The following is a 20,045-nucleotide window of genomic DNA, read 5'->3' as shown; positions in this document are numbered from 1 at the left end:
GCCGGAACAGATGTTTCCACCACGTCAACAGTGGGAGCATCGGTGGCACCATGAAAAACCATCACATTGGTTTTACCTTCGGGTGCAGTTTCCATCGCCATATCATAAATATAAAGATCAAAGGGGGTGGCAGGCTCATATCCCGAAGAACTTAAAATGCCATTGGCAACAACGATATAATTTTTATTGTCTTCCAGAGTTACTTTCTTCTGGAAAATGCCTGAACCTGCATCTGCACTATTGCCCGGAGCAATATCTATGGTTAGTTCAACACCCGAAGGAACAGTTCTGAATTCTGTTGCTTCCCTGAACTTAAGATCTCCTTCATAGAGGGCCCCATTCACATAAATGTCCACACTGTCTGCAGCTGTATCGGCAGAATTGTGAATAATCTGAAGTTTTGTTTCAGCTGAAGTTATAGCCGAAAGCATAATCATTGAAAGTAGTAGAAATAAGTTTTTCATAATGTTTAATTTTAATTGTTTGTTTAAATAATAAAATGAATATTCAAACGAAACTGTTTAATAAAATGTAGTTAAAATTAAACAAAAACGTAGGGTTAAAACTCAACAGAAACACATAAGTACAATGTATTCAGTTGCTTAAGTGTTTTGTTAAAAAAATGCAAGGGACGTTAAATGTGACTCAGGATGGTTTCAGTTGCACCTGCATGCTGTCTGACATATTCACCTGCTGCTTTGCCGGCTCTTGTCGTTTTTTCCGGATCATTTATCAGCTCATTTAAAATGCGTTTCAGATCGGTATAATCCATTATGGTAAATGCTGCATTTTCAGAAATTAAGTCACGAGCTTCATTAAATTTCTCAAAATTAGGCCCGAAAATAACTGGGAGGTTATAAACAGCAGCCTCCAGTGTATTATGTATACCTACACCAAAACCACCTCCGATATAGGACAGGAAGCCATAACGGTAAACAAACGAAAGTTTTCCAATGGTATCAATAATGAGTATTCTGGCTGTTGCAGCTTCATCTTTACCTGTTGAAGTATAACGACAGAAACGGTTATCTCCAAGGCCGTTAATGATTTGCTGCACATGTTTATCATGTATCTCGTGAGGAGCAATAATGAATTTTACAGAATGATTTACAGCTTCTTCGCGTAAGTAACGAGAGATCAGTTCTTCGTCGGGTGGCCAGGTGCTGCCACAAACAATAACTTTTGAGTCTTTTGCAAAAGCATCCAGTGCGGGATCATTAAATTCGCTGGAGGGCAGGGATGTGACACGATCGAACCTGGTATCGCCTGCCTTTATGGCATTATGAATTCCGATTCTGGCCAATCGTTCAACAGATTCATCGGTTTGTACAAAGAGCATGGTAAACAGTTTCAGCAATTTGCGGTACCAGCCTCCGTACCATTTAAAGAACAGTTGATTTTCACGGAATATGGCAGATACAAGATAAACAGGAATGTTTCTTTGTTGCAGGCCGGAGAGGAATCTGAACCAGAAATCATACTTTACAAAAAAAGCTTTTTCAGGATTTATGATATCCAGAAAAAACCGCACATTGTTTTTGGTGTCAAAAGGCAGATAGAGTATGATATCTGCACCACTATAATTTTTACGAATCTCATATCCTGATGGAGAAAAGAATGTGAGCACAATTTTATGTCCGGGATTTTTTGCCTTATATGCTTCCAATAACGGGCGGCCCTGTTCAAATTCGCCCAGGGAACTGCAATGAAACCAAACATAAGTGCTGTTTACATCTGTGGCATTTTGCAACTTTTCTTTCCAGTTCCTCCGACCTTCAATCATTAGTTTCAATTTTGAATTAAAGGGTGCGGCAAGAATCAGGAAAAACCTGAATAATCTGATTCCGGTAGAATATAAAAGTTTCATTTCAGTGTAAAATGTATGCAAATAAAAAACCCAGATAATTTCCCACTGCATATCCAATTACGCCTACTGTAATTCCCGGTATCAACAGGTTTTTATTGTTCAGTGTTCCTGCAATAACGGGGACAAAAGGAGGAGAACAGATGAGTGCCGTGGAGGTAATCATCATGGTGTCGGCATCAACTCCAAATACTTTTGAAAAAATAAAATGCAGTGCAAAGGTAGAGAATATTACGAATGCAACATAGTAAAATATGGTGCTGCTCAGGTGTGCAATCTCATAAAAATTAGCACGGGTGGCAATGGCCAGACTGAATACATATATGAAATACATCCCTGCCGGAAACGATTTTTTCAGTGTGGAAGCAAAACTGAACATTGATATGGCAATAGCCAGCGTAGTGATCATCAGAATGATGACGATCATCTGGTATTTTTCATGCAGACTTAAGCCGGTGAATGCACTGACGCCGGCAATACCAAGGCTGATCAGCAAACCGAGAATAGCATGTTTATAATCGAAAGTCACGATCCATTCTTTAAGACGCTTCGGTTGTTGTTCTGTGCTGACATCTACCGCCTGAACATTCGGATTATGTTTCATCACTTTCCTGAACCAGACCTTTCCAAGTGTCATAAGAAAGAAGAGATAAACGGCACTTAAAATAGTATCCATGGTATGAACGCCGATATAGACATCGTTCGAGACCTCCAGACCGGTTTTTATGGATGCCAGATTTGGCGTACCACCGGTATAAACCCCGATAAGCATAGCGCCTATTTTCCATCCGTCTTTTAGTTTTGATCCGAACATCGTATGTCCTACAGCAACAACCAACATCAACACAGTTACTGCAATGATCATAGATTTCAGGGTTACACCGGCTGTTGCTTTCCAGTGTCTTGGATTGGCATCAAATAATAAAATTGGTAAAGCCAGCAGAATGGATCCCGAGGCTATATTATCCTGAAGTTCATACGTTGTTTCATTGAACATTGGGGTGTGTCCCAATAAAATGCCAATAGCATAGCAGATTAATACTGCCCCAATTTTATTTAAAGCCTTGTAACGTTGCGTTAGGTAAGAAATGATTAAAGGTAGAATCAGAAAAAACAGTATTAAAAGAATGGTCATAACAGTTCACTCCATGTAAGACATCAAACAAAGATGTGAAATTATTTTTAAAATCAGTCCCGGATGGTGATGTTTTTATGCCATGTTATCAACCACATTACAGAAAATAAATGAGTATCTTAGGTTATCATCTGATTGTAATATTATTTAGTAAGTTTACAGTAATTGTAAGAAGATAGTAAGGAATAATCTGAACCTCTATTTAAAAGAAATGAATTCTCATATTAAACCCATTCAACTCAAAACTATGCTTACGAATTTCTGTATGTAGGGTAAACAATGAAATCAAAAGTCCACATGTTAATTGGTAGCCACGGCATAATTTATTGATGGACCCGGATGCCATGCTGAAAACCACATGACAAATTTATTATGGTCAATCAATACCCGAGGACTAAAAAGCCCGGTACTGTTTTTTGAGCGACTTATAACTGGATTATGTGAATATCTTTGCCACCTGATTCCATCTTCGGATGTAGCATAGCCAATTTTCGCAATTGGATATCCTCCGGTCAGCATCGTTGAGCCTGAGTACCACATTTCGTATGTATCCTTAATCTTAATGACACTACCGCAAACTGCAGTGCTCTTGTCAAAAGACTCTCCCACCTTAAACACTGGTTCCTTACGAACTGACCATTGTATTCCATTCAGAGATGTTGCATAGCCGGTTTGCCACATTGTATTAGTTGTTGGGAATGCATATGGTCCAACCCCACCGATAAACCACATTTTATATAAGCCATCTTCTTTAATAACCGGCCCGGGTAAAACTCCGTCTTTATTCCAGTCAAAATTACCTGTAATTACAGGATTATCTTTCCATTTCCAGTTTATTCCATTGTTTGATGTGGCGTAACCAATCATCATGCCTGTTGATGTAACAGTGCCACCTCCAATCCACATTTTTAGCGTATCCTCATCAATTATTACAATGGGGCAGGCAAGGTGAGGATATGCCCAGCCGTCTGGTCGTGCTTTAAGAACAGGATGAGGTAATTTATCCCATTTCATTCCATCTGTAGACCAGGCATAACCTATATTTATCGTTCCATCAAATGGAGCAGAGGTACTTCCCTCATACCACATCCTGAGTGTGTCCTTAAAATTCACAATAGTTGGTGCATCTACAAGTAATCCATCCCATTCATCTGGCTCGCCACTTGTTGAAATAACAGGATTGTTGGAATACAGGCTCCATATGGTATGGGGTAGGGCAGTATTTTGCCCGGTAGTATCACGGTCATCGCCTTTTACTGTCGTCTCATCTTTGCTGCATCCGGTAAGGATGTAGAAAATGAAATATAGCACCAATACAGGTACACTAATCCTTTTAATTAACATGTTTAATGTAATTGATTTTACTAAAAAAGCTGAATCTAATTGCTTAGATTTAACAGATACTTTTGCGATTGATATTAAATATACCAATGATGAGAGAAAATAAGACCAGGATTGCTTTGCTGAATAGAATTAGATCAAATATAAATAATATGATTCAGAAAATGAAACAATTAAGTGGATATTTTTGAAGAATTACTTCAAAGTTTTGTTCAGAAATAACCTTTACAGCTCAAACCTTTTTTCTTTGCAATGCCATATACCTTAAATTCAGGAATAAAATTTCGCTCACCAGAATGATTAATACACCAGCCAGGTAATACGTTCTGTTGATATGAATTTTAGTAAATGTTGAAACCAAAAACACGGTAGCTGTGATGAGTAAGGATATATCGATTGGCTTTTTCAGTGGGCGCATTCCTTCCGGCAATACCAGAAATAGCATCATAAGTCTGATACAGACCAGGAATGTGGCAATAGCATAACCAAGATTTTGAAGCGGAATCTCATGATGCGTATCAAAGAAAACGGTAAAGCTGACAGCAATCAGACCGAGCGATAGAAGCAACGGTATAAACAAGTATTCAAGTAACGAGGCTTTTAAAAAGCCTTTTTGAGCATCTCTTTGTGCAACAAGCGTAAAAAATATCCACCAGAGGGCAAATACAATTGCAATTTCAAGTGTAAAGTTAAGCCAGGTTGTAAACTCAGAGGCGTTTGTTTGTGTAATGCCGTTTACTACGCCCAGTACAACTTCACCAAACATAATAATTACTAACAGGCCCATACGTTCAAACATGCTTGATGACAGAGCGATATCTGATCTGTCCCGGTTCAGTAATACCACAGAGAACATTGGAGGGGCATAATTGCATGCAATGATCAGGGGGAAAAGGAGCTTCTGCCATTCAGGGTTTAAAAACAGTGTCAGCCCCATTAAACCGAGTGAAATGAGGTAAAGAATCGTATATGGTCTGTTGTAACGTCGGTGCGATTTATCATAAAATCCAACGCTCCACCACATGTAAGTGATATACAGCTGCATGATCATCAGCACGATCATAATATTAAAAAAGCGGTTCTCCTGTGTTTGATCGATAACTACTGCCAATGCTGCAATAATCACCATTTGCCAGAGGGTCATCAAACGGGTCCGTAATCCTTCATTTCCGTGAATATCGTGATAAAGGCTTCCGTTCACCCAGCCCCAGTAGATAAGGATGAACATAACTGCATATTCAAAAAAACTTTCGCTGGTGATGTGCAAGGAAAAATGATGGGTGATCCGTGAAATGGCTATCACATAAACCAGGTCGTAAAACAGTTCCAGCCAACTGACTCGTCTTTCTTCCTGCGGGCGGTCAAATTTTTTTGGTGGACCCCACCACGATGCAGAATTTGTGGTTAATCGCATATATTTTATGTTTGGTGTGGGATGAGATAAATATACAATGAAAAGATGGTACTTCAAATAGTAAATGAACTCCGAATGGTAAACAATCAGACTTCTTTTTAAGGGAGCCTTATAACTTGTTTTGATCCTTAATTCGCAGAGTTTTTAAACATTTTGTTGTTTTTAAGAAGTTCTGTTATTCTGTATAAACCAATTTTGTTAAATTTGGTTTGTTAACTCAGAGAGATGCAAAAACTAACGTTACAACAAAAGCTTCAGCAGAAGTTGTCACCACTGCAGATTCAGGTGATAAAACTTCTTGAGGTGCCGGCCATTGAACTGGAACAGCGCATAAAGAAAGAGCTGGAAGAGAATCCGGTGCTGGAGGAGGGGAAAGATGAGGACCTTTCTGTTAAGGAAGAGGATCCGTATGAAGAGAGTGGCGTGGATGACGACTTCTCTCTGGATGAGTACATTAACCAGGATGATATTCCGGCATATAAACTCCGCTCACGGAATTACTCCAAAGACGATAAAAAAACAGAGATCCCGTTTTCTGTCGGTAAATCTTTCCATGAGTTTCTGCTGAACCAGCTTGGTGAGATTGATCTGAATGAGGAAGACAGGCAGCTGGCTGAATACGTTATTGGTAATATCGACGAAGATGGTTATATCCGTCGCGATGTAGAAGCAATGTCCGATGATCTGGCGTTTATCATGAATCTGGATGTGCAGGATGCACATCTGATGAAAATACTGAAGAAGATTCAGAAATTTGACCCACCGGGAGTTGGTGCACGCGATCTGCGGGAATGCCTTATCTTACAGATTCGCCGTAAGGACCGTTCAAGGGATGTGATTCTTCGGGCTGAAGAGATTGTAGATGAGCATTTTGACTCGTTTACCAAAAAACATTACGAAAAAATTCTGAAAAAGACCGGCTGGACCCAACAGGAGTTTAAGGACGCAATGGATGAAATACAGAAGTTGAATCCTAAGCCGGGTAGTTCATATAGTAACCAGCAAATGAAATCGGTTCAGCAGATTGTCCCCGATTTTATTCTCGACCTGAAAGATGATGAGTTGGTATTGTCGCTGAATAATAAGAATGTTCCCGATTTGAAGGTGAGCCAGACTTATTCTGATATGCTTGAAACTTATGCATCTTCCAAAGGAAAACAGTCGCGCGAGCAGAAGGATGCAGTACTGTTTGTTAAGCAAAAGCTGGACTCGGCCAAGTGGTTCATCGAAGCAATTAAGCAAAGGCACAATACACTGATGACAACAATGCAGGCTATCGTGGATATGCAGCACGACTATTTTGCTGACGGAGATGAGACGAAGTTAAAACCGATGCACCTGAAAGATATTGCAGCAGTCACCGGTTATGACATCTCGACTATTTCAAGGGTAAGTAACAGTAAATACATCCAGACTCATTTCGGGATTTTTCCTGTTAAATATTTCTTTTCCGATGCAATGCAGACCGATTCCGGAGAGGAAGTGTCCACCAAAGAGATTAAGACAATTTTAAGTGAAGCGATAGAAGCGGAAAATAAACGACGGCCGTTAACTGATGATAAACTGGCTCAGCTGTTGAACGATAAAGGTTATCACATTGCCCGCCGAACCGTTGCAAAATACAGGGAACAGCTGGGTATACCGGTAGCCCGATTAAGAAAGGAATTATAGGTTATGAATGATAAGATTGCGAAGACCCTTTCAGTTGTTTTTCACCCGCTTTTCATGCCGACGTTTGGACTGGCTTTACTGTTTGGATTTGATAACCTTTACGGGTTTTTTCCACCGGTTTACAAATGGTTTAATATTCTCGTCATCGTTGTTTTTACCTTGCTTATTCCCTTGATCTCATTCTGGGTTCTGATGAAAACCGGGCAGATTTCGGATATTAATATCCGTGATAAGAATGAAAGGCTGGTACCAATGATCCTGACGTTTCTATCTTATGTGGCAGCGTATGTATTATTACTGCGCTTTAAGGTGCCACAGATTGTTACCCGCTTTGTGTTGGGAGGTGTGATTACCCTGCTTATTTCAGGTATCATCACACCGTTTTGGAAGATCAGTGCCCATATGACGGGAATTGGGGGATTTGCCGGTGCAGTTTTTATGTTTGCCCTGGTATTGAACCAGAACCTTTCACCACTGGTAGGCCTGATTGTTCTGATGGGCGGAAGTCTGGGCTGGGCTCGCATTCAACTGAAAGCGCATACCCTGATGCAGGTAACAGCAGGATACTGGCTTGGATTTTTGATGATGGTGGCTGTCTTCTGGAGTATAGCATAAAAAAAGAGCTACTCATCAATGAATAGCTCCTGTATTGTAATGGTTAAATGGTTTTATTGTTCTACAAACCGGTAACCTACACCCTTAATTGTTTTGATGTAATCATCACCGATTTTTTCGCGTAATTTTCTGATATGTACGTCAATGGTACGGTCTCCGACAACAATTTTATTGCCCCATACAGTTCGGTAAATCTCTTCTCGTGTAAATACCTTTTCAGGTTTTGATGCAAGAAGCATTAACAGTTCAAACTCTTTCTTGGGCAGAATCAGTTCTTCACCTTCATGAATAACAAGATATCTTTCACGGTCAATTATCAGATCGCCAATTTCAAGTTTTGTTGCTGTAGTCCCTGCTGCTTCTGAATGGTGATGACGTTTTAACAATGCAGATACTTTACTTTTAAGCACTTTAGGTTTGATAGGCTTGGTAATATAATCATCTGCACCGGCTTCGTATCCTGCTACCTGCGAATAATCTTCTCCGCGGGCGGTGAAAAATACAACAATCGTGTCATCCAGTTCTGGTGTCTTTCTCAATTCCTCACATGTTTCGATTCCGTCCATTTCAGGCATCATAACATCAAGAATTATCAGATGCGGATGTTCGCGTTTTGCAATTTCAACTGCCTCCAATCCGTTTCCGGCAGCAAAGATCTGATATCCCTCCTTTATTAAGTTGTATTTTAAGAATTCCAGGATATCTGGTTCGTCATCTACAATAAGGACTTTAAAGTTAGTTTCACTCATGGCCTATGTATTTTGGTGCTAATTTAGATAATTTTTTTTATATCTGTTAATTATTTATTAAATATTTTAAACTTTCTTAGTAAATATGGGGAATTCTACCCACTTAGAATGTTTATTTTAGTTCATATTTACATTATAAAGTCTCGTAATGGTTAGTTAATCTTGGTGTGACTTTAATTACAGATTAGCCCCGATTATGTAAATTTTTTTTATGCACCCGTTATTCAATTTTGCTTATTATCTTTGTGGCTCAAAACTAGAATTATGAATTTTATTGAAGAGTTGAAATGGCGGGGTATGCTACACGATATGATGCCCGGAACAGAGGAACAGTTAGATAAAGAGATGACTACGGCATACATCGGTTTTGATCCGACTGCTGATTCTTTACATGTGGGTAGTTTTGCACAAATCATGCTTCTTAAACGCTTTCAACTTGCAGGACATAAGCCAATTGCGCTGGTAGGTGGTGCAACCGGAATGATTGGCGATCCGTCAGGAAAGAGCCAGGAGCGTAACCTTCTGAATGAAGAGACACTTCAGAAGAACCTGGATGGTATAAAAAAGCAGTTGATGAAGTTCATTGACTTTAGTTCGGATGAACCCAATGCAGCCGAAATGGTCAATAACTATGACTGGATGAAGGAGTACAGTTTCCTGGAATTTATTCGTGATATAGGAAAGCATATCACTGTAAACTATATGATGGCAAAGGACAGTGTTAAAAAGCGGCTTGGCGAAGAATCCAAGTCCGGCATGTCTTTTACGGAATTTACCTATCAGCTGGTGCAGGGATTTGATTTCCTGTGGCTCAACGATCATAAAAACTGTAAGTTGCAGATGGGCGGATCGGATCAGTGGGGTAATATTACAACCGGTACGGAGCTGATTAGAAGAAAAACCGGCAACGATGCTTTTGCACTGACCATTCCTTTGGTTACCAAAGCAGACGGAGGGAAGTTTGGTAAAACAGAATCCGGCAATGTTTGGCTTGACCCTGAACGGACTTCTCCGTATGAGTTCTACCAGTTCTGGTTAAATACATCTGATGAGGATGCTGAAAAATACATTAAGATATTTACGCTTTTAGGCAAGGATGAGATCGATGCATTAATAGCTGAACACAGGGAAGTACCACATCTTCGTGTATTGCAAAAGCGTTTAGCTCAGGAGATTACTATCATGGTTCATTCTGAAGAAGAATACAATATGGCAGTAGAAGCTTCACTGATCCTCTTTGGAAAAGGAACCACAGATTCCCTGAAGAAGCTGAATGAGAAAACGTTTCTTTCCATCTTTGAAGGTGTGCCAACTTTTGAGGTCGATAAGGCCTTGTTCGACAGCGGTATAGCATTTCCGGAACTGTTGGTGGACAAGTCTTCTGTCTTCGCTTCGAAAGGCGAATTGAGACGCCTTTTGCAGGGTGGGGGTGTAAGCATGAATAAAGAGAAAATCTCAGAATATGAATTAGTGGTCAATGCTAATTCTCTGTTAAATGATAAATATTTGTTAATTCAGAAGGGAAAGAAAAACTACTTTATCCTGATTGCAAAGTAGGATATTTAAGAAAGTGTAAAGAGAAAAAGGCCTTCAAGGGCCTTTTTTTATACGTCTATGTTAAAAAATAGTCTGAGAATATATCCGATCAGAAAACTCAGCGCACCAACGCCAAAGCATATACCGATCATTTCCAGGAAACGGCGTTTGAAATTAACTTCCTTAACCACCGAAATATAATAGTTAAATGCGGCAACAATGAACACGGCAGCCACAAAGGACTGAGCTAGTGAAAAATAAATGTCACTGAATACGAGGAAAGGCGTCACCAGCGCAATGACTGTAAAAATGTAAGCGATGCCGGTATACAGGGATGCTTTACCTGCATGCTTATCTGTTTCTTCCGATTTTGTGGACAGGTATTCTGATGCAGCCATGGACAGTGCCGCAGCAATGCCGGTTACTGCTCCGGTAAGAGCAATAAGCTTAGGATTACGAAGCGCTAAAGTCAGTCCGGCCAGTACGCCGGTCAGCTCAACCAGCGCATCGTTAAGACCCAGAACTATGGACCCGATATATTTTAAATGCTCCTCATCGATCATTTTGATCAGGGCATTCTCATGGATGTTCTCTTCTTTTTGTATGGTAGCAGCTTCCGGAATATTGTTTATGGCAGAATAGGCATCCTGGGCATTTTCTTCACCACGTTCCATCAGCTTTATGGCAAAAGTTATTCCCAGTATCCTTGAGATGAGATAAAACATCGTGACTTTAAACTTATTGGGGGTTGCCTGTTTTTTAAGGTATTTCCCCCAAATGATGGCATGACGCTGCTCGTCTTCTGCAATCTGCATTAATACCTGGCTGTTTTCCTGATTTTTTGTATGTGCAGCCAGCTTTTTATAAATCAGATATTCAGTTAGTTCGTTCCGTTGGAATGAATAAATGATGCTTTCCTGATCCCGGGTAAGTTCCATTGTGAAAATTTTTCGTAAAGAAAACTAATTTTTCCCGGATATCAGCATCAAAATGAATTATCCATATCCATTCCACCACCGTTTTCCTGCTGCTGATTTTGTTTTTTGTCCGGCATGAAATTATTTAACTTATACGACAGCTGTAGCTGTACCACAGGGGACTGCATATCCCAGGTCCGTTCACTTTTAAAGTTGGTGCCGGAAGAGCGCATATGAAATTTGGCTGTATTGAGAAGGTCGTTCACAGACAGTGTAACACTCAGTTTCCTTTTCATGAAATCCTGGCGTACTGCAAGGTTTGTAAATGCAAAACCATCACGTTCACCCTGTGCCGATACCGACGGACTGCGGTACATCACATCAAACTGAATCCTGTTGTTTTTAAAGGGTTTAAAAGTATTACTCATCCGTAATCCCCAGTTCTGACTTTCTCTTACAAGTGGAGCCCCATCTATACTGGTTTCTATTTTGTAATTGAACAGACTACCATTCAGGTTCAGGCTGTACCAGTTAGTGAATTCATAGTTCAGCATGCCTTCCACACCCAATGCAAAGTCTTTACCTGAATTTTCTGTTTTCATCAATATGATATTGGTTGCTGTATCCCTTGTAACCGGGTTGACATAAACGCTCTGAATGCGGTCGATGCGGTTTTCAGTCATCCTGTAGAATCCCTCCAGAGAAAAGAATCCTTTCTTGAATGACTTCTGAAAGCCCAGCTCGTAGGAATCAATGTATTCCGGTTGAATATTCGGATTACCCTGACGCACATTGTAGGCATTGACCCAGGTTTCAAAGGGTTCCATATACCAGCTTCTTGGACGCTCAATACGCTTGGAGTAACTGGCCATCACCTGGAAATCTGCAGGTAAGGCATATGAGAAGTGAATGCTTGGGAACAGATCCCATCTGTTAATGGTAAAGCTGGAATCTGCAAACACAGCCTGTGCATTATAGTAATTAAAATCTATGGATCTGTCTGTATATTCTCCTCTCAGCCCCAGTTTATAACCAAATCGACCCAATTCGCCTCCCAGCGTTGCGTAAATGGAGTGGATCTGTCTGAAAAAGTCGGTTGTTTTATATTCCAGGGACTGTGGTCCAGGATCATAAGTAAACCCGGCCTGCTGGTAGTCAACCCTGTCGTACCATTCGTATTCCTTGTCGTATCTCCACTGGTATCCGGCCTCAAGGCTTAACTGAGTGGTTATTGGCAGCGTATAATCCGTTTTAAAGCGCATTTCTGTTCCATCACCAACTTCCCAGGATTTTAATCCATTGATAAAAGTTGAACCGTTTACCTGTTCATTCACATTTTCTTCGTCGGATTTCTCATATTGATAAAAGAACGTAGAAATCAGTTTGTGGCCTTCGCCCTTAAACTTTTTATCGTAGGTGAGGTCTCCGCTTACATATTGACCATTTCCTTTATTAAGACTGGTACTCATTGACGTTTCGCGGTTAAATTCAGCTCCATTGGCCATCTCCCAGGTTATATAATCCACATCATTGGAAAACTTTCTGTTGTTAAGTCCACCATTCAGATTCAACTGTAAGGATGATGTTGTATCGGGGTTAATGGTAAAACCGGTTTTAAGGTTATTGGATGAGAATCCGCGTCCGCCATCACCAATCTGACTGTTAAAGAATGTAGTATCGTCTTTATATGTTTCTGTCAAGCCTTCAAAATGGCCCTTGTGCTGACGATCTGAGCGGCTTCCTCCAACATAAAAGCTGTAATTGGGACGCTGGAAATTAAGCAGAAAGTCACCTCCGATACTTCCTAAGGAATTGGCATCCATGTTAATTATTCCGTTCAGCCCTTTGAGTTTTGACTTTTTAGTAATGATATTAATAATACCGGCTGTTCCGTCCGGGTCATATTTTACCGAAGGGTTGGTAATAATTTCAATATTTTCTATCTGGCTGGCAGGAACCTGTTCCAGTGCATCCGTGGCTTCAAACGGGGTTGGTTTTCCGTCAATGAGAACGGTAAAATTCGAACTTCCACGCAGCGTTACGTTTCCTTCTACATCTACAGTAATGGATGGTGTATTGGCCAGAATGTCTACAGCAGAACCTCCGGCCGAAGTCAGATACTGGCTGGGATTTACAATTTTTTTATCAATTTTGTATTGTATGGCTTTTTTTTCAGCAACCACATCCACACTTTCCAGATTTGAAACAGATGGCGTGAGTCTAATTATACCTGTATTGAACCTTCTGGATTTGGACGTGATTTCAAAATTATCAATTCGTGTTTCGTCAAATCCAATAAATTTGACCTCAATATAATATTCTCCCGGATCAAGATCGCGGATAGAGAAATGACCGTTGTTATCTGTAATTCCACCGGTGACAAGTTCACCGTCTTTATTGTAAATAGCCACATTGGCATATTCTATGGGCTGGTTGTTGGATTCATCAACTATTTTACCTGTAAGTATACCCTCTGAATCTTCTCCTGTCATTACCGGTGTGGGCTGTGAGTAGGTATTAAGCTGAAAACCTATCATGGAAATCAGCAAAAGCAACAATTTATAACGCATATTAATTCTTATTCAGTTTCAAGATTGACAACCATTAAACAACGGTTATTCCCTTAATGTTACATTTTTTTATTTTTTTGGGAAATTTTTACAAATAGGTCCCGGAATATGGGGCAATAAAAAAGCCGCTTAAGCGGCTTTTAATATTCATCTTCATTAAAGAAAAAGTCGTCTTTGCTCGGATAGTCGGGCCAAATATCTTCAATACTTTCGTAAATTTCACCTTCATCTTCGATTTCCTGCAGGTTTTCAATGACCTCAAGCGGTGCACCCGAACGCATGGCAAAATCGATTAATTCATCTTTTGTAGCCGGCCATGGTGCATCTTCAAGTTTCGAAGCTAATTCTAGAGTCCAGTACATAATAGTTGGTTTAGCTAGTTAAATCCTTTTTTATTTTGCGCAAAAGTAAAATAAAATTCCATATAATCAAGAGGGGATCCATGATAATTCGTCAAAATTGTGATCCTGAGACAATTTTCTTCCCAATACAAACAAATAGTCAGAAACTCTATTGAAAAATATGATTATGTGTTCGTCAATTTCTGCAATATCTGACAGTCTGACAATGGCTCTTTCGCACCTCCTTGTAACAGTCCTTGCAATGTGGCAGGCACTGATTTGCGGATCACCGCCAGGTATAATAAAATGATTCAAAGGCGGAAGTATGCTGTCAATGCGGTCTATTTGGTCTTCAATGGCTTCAATATCTTCCTGTGTAATTATGGTTGCATCTTTTAACGGAAAAACGGATTGATCAGTAGCCAGATTGCCTGCAGCGGAAAAAAACTTTTTCTGAATGAAAATGATGAAATCCCTGTCACCCGGATCCATAGGATACGAACGAATCATCCCCAAATGGCAGTTCAGCTCATCAATGGTGCCGTATGCTTCCAGTCTGATATCACTCTTTGAAACCCGTGTACCTCCAATGAGTGATGTTTTCCCTGAATCTCCGGTTTTAGTATATATATCGCTTTTCTTCATTTGTCATATTTTATGCATAACCGCCATGCCTGCAAAAATGTTCCCGAAGGTACTTAATTCTCAGGTGATGAAATAATTTTTAAGCCGAATTATGCTGATTAGTGGCATCTTTTTTGCTCTGTTTTGTAACTGTAATACATACCTCATTATTGTAATAACTTATGACCGCCGCAACAAAACAATATCTCAGGAATTACCTGGTACTTTGTGTTATGACCTTTTGTTGTATTCTTGTTTCCAAGGCTCAAAATTGTCTGACCGGAACTGTCTTAGATGCTGAAACACGCAGGCCTGTTCCTTTTGCAACTGTATATATCAGCGGAACAACTTATGGTACCACTACAGGCTTTGATGGGGCATTCACACTTAAAAATATCCCATTTTCATCGACCCTTATAGTTAGCCATGCAAGTTATGAGCCGAAAGCATTAGAGATAGAAGGGGAAATTCCCTCCGGCCTTCTCATTTTGCTGAGAGAGAAAAAAATTGATTTATCTGAAGTTAAAGTTCAGGCAGAAAATCAAAGAGACAAAAACCTGACGCTGTTCAAAACATTTTTTTTAGGCTCTGACCTTTGGGGAAGTAAGGTTGAATTGTATAACGACAGTACTTTGTTCTTTCGTAACGTGTATGATACGGTTAAGGTCATGCTGACGGATTCGGTCCGGAATGAAATTGATATGGGGCATTTGTTAAATGCCTCTGTGATAAGTAAGGATAGTTCATACCTGAAAATACCTGAATTATCTTCATTTAAGGCAATGGCAGAAACCCCGCTTCTTTTGGATATGCCACATTTAGGTTATAAACTGCAGGTTGATCTGGTTGACTTTGATCTTGACCTTGGTACACCAGGGAAACGATGCAGTTTTCTTGGATATTATTATTTTCAACCATATGATTCTCTTGGGAAGTCAAAAATCAGAAAATACGAAAGAAACAGACAGTCGGTATATTATAACTCAGGTCTTCATTTTTTGAGGTCGCTTTATGAAGAAACGCTGGCTGAAAATGGTTATGAGATAGAGATCCTGGTTTATGATAAGGAATCCGGTATGGGCGTTAAAATACCCTTTGACCCTGATACCTACATTACTTATATTTCAGGAAACAGGTTGCGGATTACAGGCTTAAAAAACAGGAAACTGACTATCAACTATTATTCAAAGATTAATGGTGCACCTGTTGATCTTACAAAAAAGTCAAAAAACGGGATTTGCCAGAGATCAACACTTTATTTTCTGAGAGATACGTGTTTTATTAACCGTGAAGGAACGGTTTCGAATAATGATGTTATGTTTGGGGGAGCAATCGCTACAAAAAAAGTCGGAAGTTTTCTGCCGGAAAATTATGAACTGGAAGATCAGCATTTTTCTCCGGAACCTGTTGCTCAAAAGCTTGCTGAATTTAATCACAAAACACATCCTGAGAAACTTTTTCTTGCTACAGACAGGGATATTTATCTCTCCGGAGATACCCTTTGGTTCAGTTCCTGGGTATTGAATTCAACTGATTTTACACCGGAAAAAATTGAAAAGATATTGTATGTTGATCTGATTGGTCCCGATGGAAAAACGGTGTCAAATCATTTATTTGAAATTCAGAATGGGAGGGCATTCGGACAGTTTGTGCTGGAAGAGGCATTTAAAACCGGCCATTTCAGGTTAAGAGCGTATACAAATTTTTTGCGTAATAGTGGACCTGAATTTCTGTTTGAGAAACCAGTATTAATTTACTCGTCATTTTATAAACCCCAAACAGACCAGGAAAATGAATCAGTTTCTTCATCCGGCCTTTATAAACAAACAGGTAATATTTTTGGTGCCACCGATTCAGACGGTGTTAATGTTATACCGTTAGACGTTCAGTTTTTACCCGAAGGGGGCAACTGGGTGGAAAGCATACCATGCAGAATGGCCTTTGCTGCAACATGTCCTGGTGATAGACCGCCTGAATTTAACGGTATTATTTATGACCAGAACAATAATTACATCACCGTTTTTAAAACTCAGAATAGGGGGAAAGGTGTGTTTTTTATTCGGCCTGAACCCAATACCCGATATCATGCCATTATTGAAGATGAATATGGCAATAAAACCAGGTTTGATTTGCCTGTGGCTCAGAAACAAGGTTATAATTTATCTGTTAAAGACGGCATCCAATCAAATCAGCTTAAGATTGAGATTAACAGATCGGATGCCACACAAAACTATGATTTTTTATACTTTACGATAACCCAACATCACAATATTGTGCAAACAGTTTCATTCGTTCCGGATGAACAAAAAAATACGGTGTTGTTAAATAAATCTTTGTTAACCACAGGAATTGCTATCATTACACTGTTCAGTCATAGAAATGTGCCTTTATGTGAACGCCTTGTTTTTATTAACAACAATGATTATTTACATTTTTCTGTAGATTCAATCCATAGCAGTAACAATTCAATTTGCTACACAGTCAGGGTTCAGGATAAAAACAGCAAGCCTGTCAGCGGTTGCTTTGCGGTATCAGTAACCGGAAATTCACTTCTTGGTTCTGAGCAGGCAGGTTCAACGTCGAATATGGTTAATTACCTTTTGTTGAAGTCTGAGCTTCCGGGCATTGATGGCGATTGCAGTTATTTTTATAAAACTGACCCGGTGTCGAAATGGATCACCGATCTGACGATGATGACCAATGGATGGCGCCGGTTTACGTGGCAGGAGGTGCTGGCCGACTCAATTTACAAACCGATCTTTCCTTTAGAGCAGAGATTCTATATTTCGGGAAAGATAACCAGATCAGGAAACAATAAACCGGCAAAAAATATTGATGTCAGTATGGTTGGAATAGGTTCAGACACAATTGGCGGTCAAGCCAAAACCAATATACAGGGCGAGTTTATGTTCCTGGTGGATTATTTTACAGATACCATGGATTTTTTTATCCGAACCAAAAACCGGGCTAATTTACGATGGAATTATAATATTAGTTTAACCACAAACATGGGCGATGCACAAAGCAACAGACTCAAATTTATGCACGACCAGTTAACCATGCGATCCACAAATGAACCGATACGAACCATTCCAATGAATGAAAGGAATTTTAAGTTTGAAAAAAATCCGGAATTGAATGCATTAGCATATTTATCCGGTAATGGAACGGGAATAGTTGATTCTATAGGACAACAGGTGTCTTCTGTTATGAAAGAAAGGCAAATGCCCGATAAGCTACAGCCATTGCCTGATACAACAGATGTTGTTCTGGAAGAGATCAGTATACATGCAGAACGTATCCTGACCCCGATGGAAAAAATGCGTAAAAAGTACGGTTTAGCTTCAAGGACGATGGGTGCAGAACAATTGCATATGGTTCAGGAAAGTAACTTGTGGGGCACAGGCGTATGGAGTTATATCTTTAAACTTATACCGGATTACAGATACTTAAGCGATATTGGCAGGATATATATATTTGTTGATGGGAAGTTACATTATTTTACGCACAGGCCACGCATCCCATTTTGTGTTCCAGGCAGATCCCCGTCACCCTGGTTGGAGTGGTATATTGAAATTTTAGGTGAACTGGATATTAGCGAGATTAAAAGTGTTGAGGTTATTGAAAACCCAAAGTCAAGTCCGATTGCTTTGGCAATGGATTTGGACCCAGGGGTTGAATGTGAGGAAAAATCCGGTCCGGAATATATTATTTCCATACAAACGATAACAGGTAAAGAACTCAGACCAAATCATTATTTTATTGGTATAGCAGAAACGAATATGATTGGTTTCACGCCCACAAGAAAATTTTATACACCTAAATATACCAACACCTCAGGTAACCGTAACAGATTTTCAACTGTGTACTGGTCTCCGGACCTATCAACCAATATTCATGGGGAGATGATGATTAGATTACCTAAAGAGATTCCGCTGGAGGATTATAAGCTTCAGGTTAGTGGTTTGTCTGACGGTTTTATCCCTGGCTTTTTTAGTCATGATTTCAAAACACGGGCATATGCATTACCTCCTGATTCAGATGAACTTGAGGCTTTTCCGAATACAGTAACATATGCAGATTTGGGATCAGGCAACAAAAGTATGGATATAAGGCAAACCGATACTTTAATCGAAATTACTGTTGAAACAGAAAATGGACACCGGGTGGGTATCGCATCGATCAGTTCACTCAAAAAATGCTTTCCTGATCAGCCTGTAACAAACGGAGCAGTAACGTTGCGTAGAAAGAATTTAACAGGAAGCGATACATTATTAATTTCTGTGCCCGGATGGGGAAACCTTTTTGTAACGCCGGACGAAATGAAAGGAAAAGATTACAGGCTGACGATACCTCATCAGGTTTTTGCTGTCGATTCTGCGTTTAATGCTGCAGAATTCATGAACAGTGTTTTTCTGAAAGTTCCGCAGAATATTAAATTAACAGGATACGAATCAGAAGGTGTTTTTCGCCAATTGATATATAAAGAGAATAAGCTGGAACGATTAACCGATTTTGGATTCATCCATCGGTACGAAGGGATGGATAATGTAGTCAGAAAATTCAGGCAATCCGTATCTGAAATACATCGGTATCATATTGCTGATTTTAAAGAAGAGGTGCCATTCAGGCTGAAGTATGATTCTGTAAATATCATACCGGAATTAAATCCTATGGCAGCATACCTCACATTTATGTATCGTACAAGTGGGTATGAATGGAAATATGCAGGTCAGCAGTATTTCAAAGGACGTCTCTCAACAATTATTGAATTTGAAGCTGTTAGCCGTTATTCCCAGAGTTTGTATTCAGGAATCATGCTTATCGATGAAGAAACCAAAGGTATTGCACACGTTCAGTGGCATGTAGCATCCGATAAAAAGAAACTGGCTGTTGAAGGTTATTATCTGGCTCCAAAAAAAGATGCCAGACAGTTTTCGTTGATTCAGGATCAGCATTTTGCGATCTTTGTTCTTAAAGGTAAAGACTGGAAATTAAATAGTGCTTCTCAAAATCTGGTTTTTACCTGCAATAATGAAAGGTTTTCGGTTGTAAGTGAAATGGTTAATACGGATTTCCCGGAAAGAAAAACAAAACGGTTTAAGGCAATAAGCCTTCGTGATTTGTTAAAAGAGGAAAAAAAACTGAATGAGATCAATTATGATCCTTCCGGATGGAGAAACAGCGATGTGCTTCTGCCGGATGTTAAATTGCAGGATCAGATTAAACAACTTCACTTACAGACTGTATATAAACATAGGTAGTTAA

14 protein-coding genes are annotated in these 20,045 nt (G+C 39.7%); 4 read left to right on the top strand and 10 right to left on the bottom strand.

Translation table 11 applies throughout. The features are described 5' to 3' along the window. From ACE1EF_RS05485 to ACE1EF_RS05465, 5 genes are all read right to left on the bottom strand, one after another. A partial coding sequence (locus ACE1EF_RS05485; RefSeq protein ID WP_375719621.1) for a DUF4397 domain-containing protein occupies positions 1–464 on the bottom strand: 464 nt, incomplete at its 3' end. 170 nt (positions 465–634) lie between these two features. Next, positions 635–1,783 carry a 3-deoxy-D-manno-octulosonic acid transferase gene (locus tag ACE1EF_RS05480; RefSeq protein ID WP_375719620.1) on the bottom strand — a complete coding sequence of 383 codons (1,149 nt, stop codon included), beginning with the start codon at positions 1,781–1,783 and terminating at the stop codon, positions 635–637. An 85-nt stretch (positions 1,784–1,868) separates the two neighbouring features. Continuing rightward, entirely contained in the window at positions 1,869–2,999 is a 1,131-nt protein-coding gene (locus tag ACE1EF_RS05475) for a DUF819 family protein (RefSeq protein ID WP_375719619.1), read from the bottom strand. A gap of 300 nt (positions 3,000–3,299) precedes the next feature. Further along, the gene (locus ACE1EF_RS05470) at positions 3,300–4,343 is read right to left on the bottom strand and encodes a glycoside hydrolase family protein (RefSeq protein WP_375719618.1); all 1,044 of its coding nucleotides are present in this window, start codon (positions 4,341–4,343) and stop codon (positions 3,300–3,302) included. 229 nt (positions 4,344–4,572) lie between these two features. Next, positions 4,573–5,754, bottom strand: a complete 1,182-nt coding sequence (locus ACE1EF_RS05465) for a low temperature requirement protein A (RefSeq protein ID WP_375719617.1) — start codon at positions 5,752–5,754, stop codon at positions 4,573–4,575. Positions 5,755–5,979: 225 nt separating this feature from the next. Between ACE1EF_RS05465 and rpoN the strand changes: the two genes are divergently transcribed. Together rpoN and ACE1EF_RS05455 are read left to right on the top strand one after the other, a co-directional pair. Beyond that, positions 5,980–7,425 (top strand): RNA polymerase factor sigma-54, encoded by a 1,446-nt coding sequence (gene rpoN / locus ACE1EF_RS05460; protein ID WP_375719616.1) that lies wholly within the window; start codon positions 5,980–5,982, stop codon positions 7,423–7,425. 3 nt (positions 7,426–7,428) lie between these two features. Continuing rightward, positions 7,429–8,040, top strand: a complete 612-nt coding sequence (locus ACE1EF_RS05455; RefSeq protein ID WP_375719615.1) for a hypothetical protein — start codon at positions 7,429–7,431, stop codon at positions 8,038–8,040. 53 nt (positions 8,041–8,093) lie between these two features. On the opposite strand, the gene ACE1EF_RS05450 is transcribed toward ACE1EF_RS05455, so the two are convergent. After that, positions 8,094–8,789 (bottom strand): response regulator transcription factor, encoded by a 696-nt coding sequence (locus ACE1EF_RS05450; RefSeq protein WP_375719614.1) that lies wholly within the window; start codon positions 8,787–8,789, stop codon positions 8,094–8,096. A gap of 264 nt (positions 8,790–9,053) precedes the next feature. On the opposite strand from ACE1EF_RS05450, the gene tyrS reads away from it, so the two are divergent. Then, positions 9,054–10,346 (top strand): tyrosine--tRNA ligase, encoded by a 1,293-nt coding sequence (gene tyrS, locus ACE1EF_RS05445; RefSeq protein ID WP_375719613.1) that lies wholly within the window; start codon positions 9,054–9,056, stop codon positions 10,344–10,346. Positions 10,347–10,393: 47 nt separating this feature from the next. On the opposite strand, the gene ACE1EF_RS05440 is transcribed toward tyrS, so the two are convergent. From ACE1EF_RS05440 to ACE1EF_RS05425, 4 genes are all read right to left on the bottom strand, one after another. Next, a complete protein-coding gene (locus tag ACE1EF_RS05440) occupies positions 10,394–11,263 on the bottom strand; it encodes a VIT1/CCC1 transporter family protein (protein ID WP_375719612.1) in 870 nt (289 codons plus the stop codon). 47 nt (positions 11,264–11,310) lie between these two features. Further along, positions 11,311–13,812, bottom strand: coding sequence for a TonB-dependent receptor domain-containing protein (locus tag ACE1EF_RS05435; RefSeq protein ID WP_375719611.1), 2,502 nt, complete (start codon positions 13,810–13,812; stop codon positions 11,311–11,313). A 140-nt stretch (positions 13,813–13,952) separates the two neighbouring features. Beyond that, positions 13,953–14,174 (bottom strand): DUF2795 domain-containing protein, encoded by a 222-nt coding sequence (locus ACE1EF_RS05430; protein WP_375719610.1) that lies wholly within the window; start codon positions 14,172–14,174, stop codon positions 13,953–13,955. 66 nt (positions 14,175–14,240) lie between these two features. Then, complete coding sequence (locus tag ACE1EF_RS05425) at positions 14,241–14,798, bottom strand: cob(I)yrinic acid a,c-diamide adenosyltransferase (RefSeq protein WP_375719609.1); 558 nt, start codon at positions 14,796–14,798, stop codon at positions 14,241–14,243. Positions 14,799–14,959: 161 nt separating this feature from the next. On the opposite strand from ACE1EF_RS05425, the gene ACE1EF_RS05420 reads away from it, so the two are divergent. Then, entirely contained in the window at positions 14,960–20,041 is a 5,082-nt protein-coding gene (locus ACE1EF_RS05420; RefSeq protein WP_375719608.1) for a carboxypeptidase-like regulatory domain-containing protein, read from the top strand. Positions 20,042–20,045: the final 4 nt, after the last annotated feature.

This window comes from Quyinboa sediminis (assembly GCF_042219855.1).
GTDB lineage: Bacteria > Bacteroidota > Bacteroidia > Bacteroidales > UBA5342 > JBHJHP01.
This window is presented reverse-complemented; position numbering and strand designations above follow the sequence as displayed.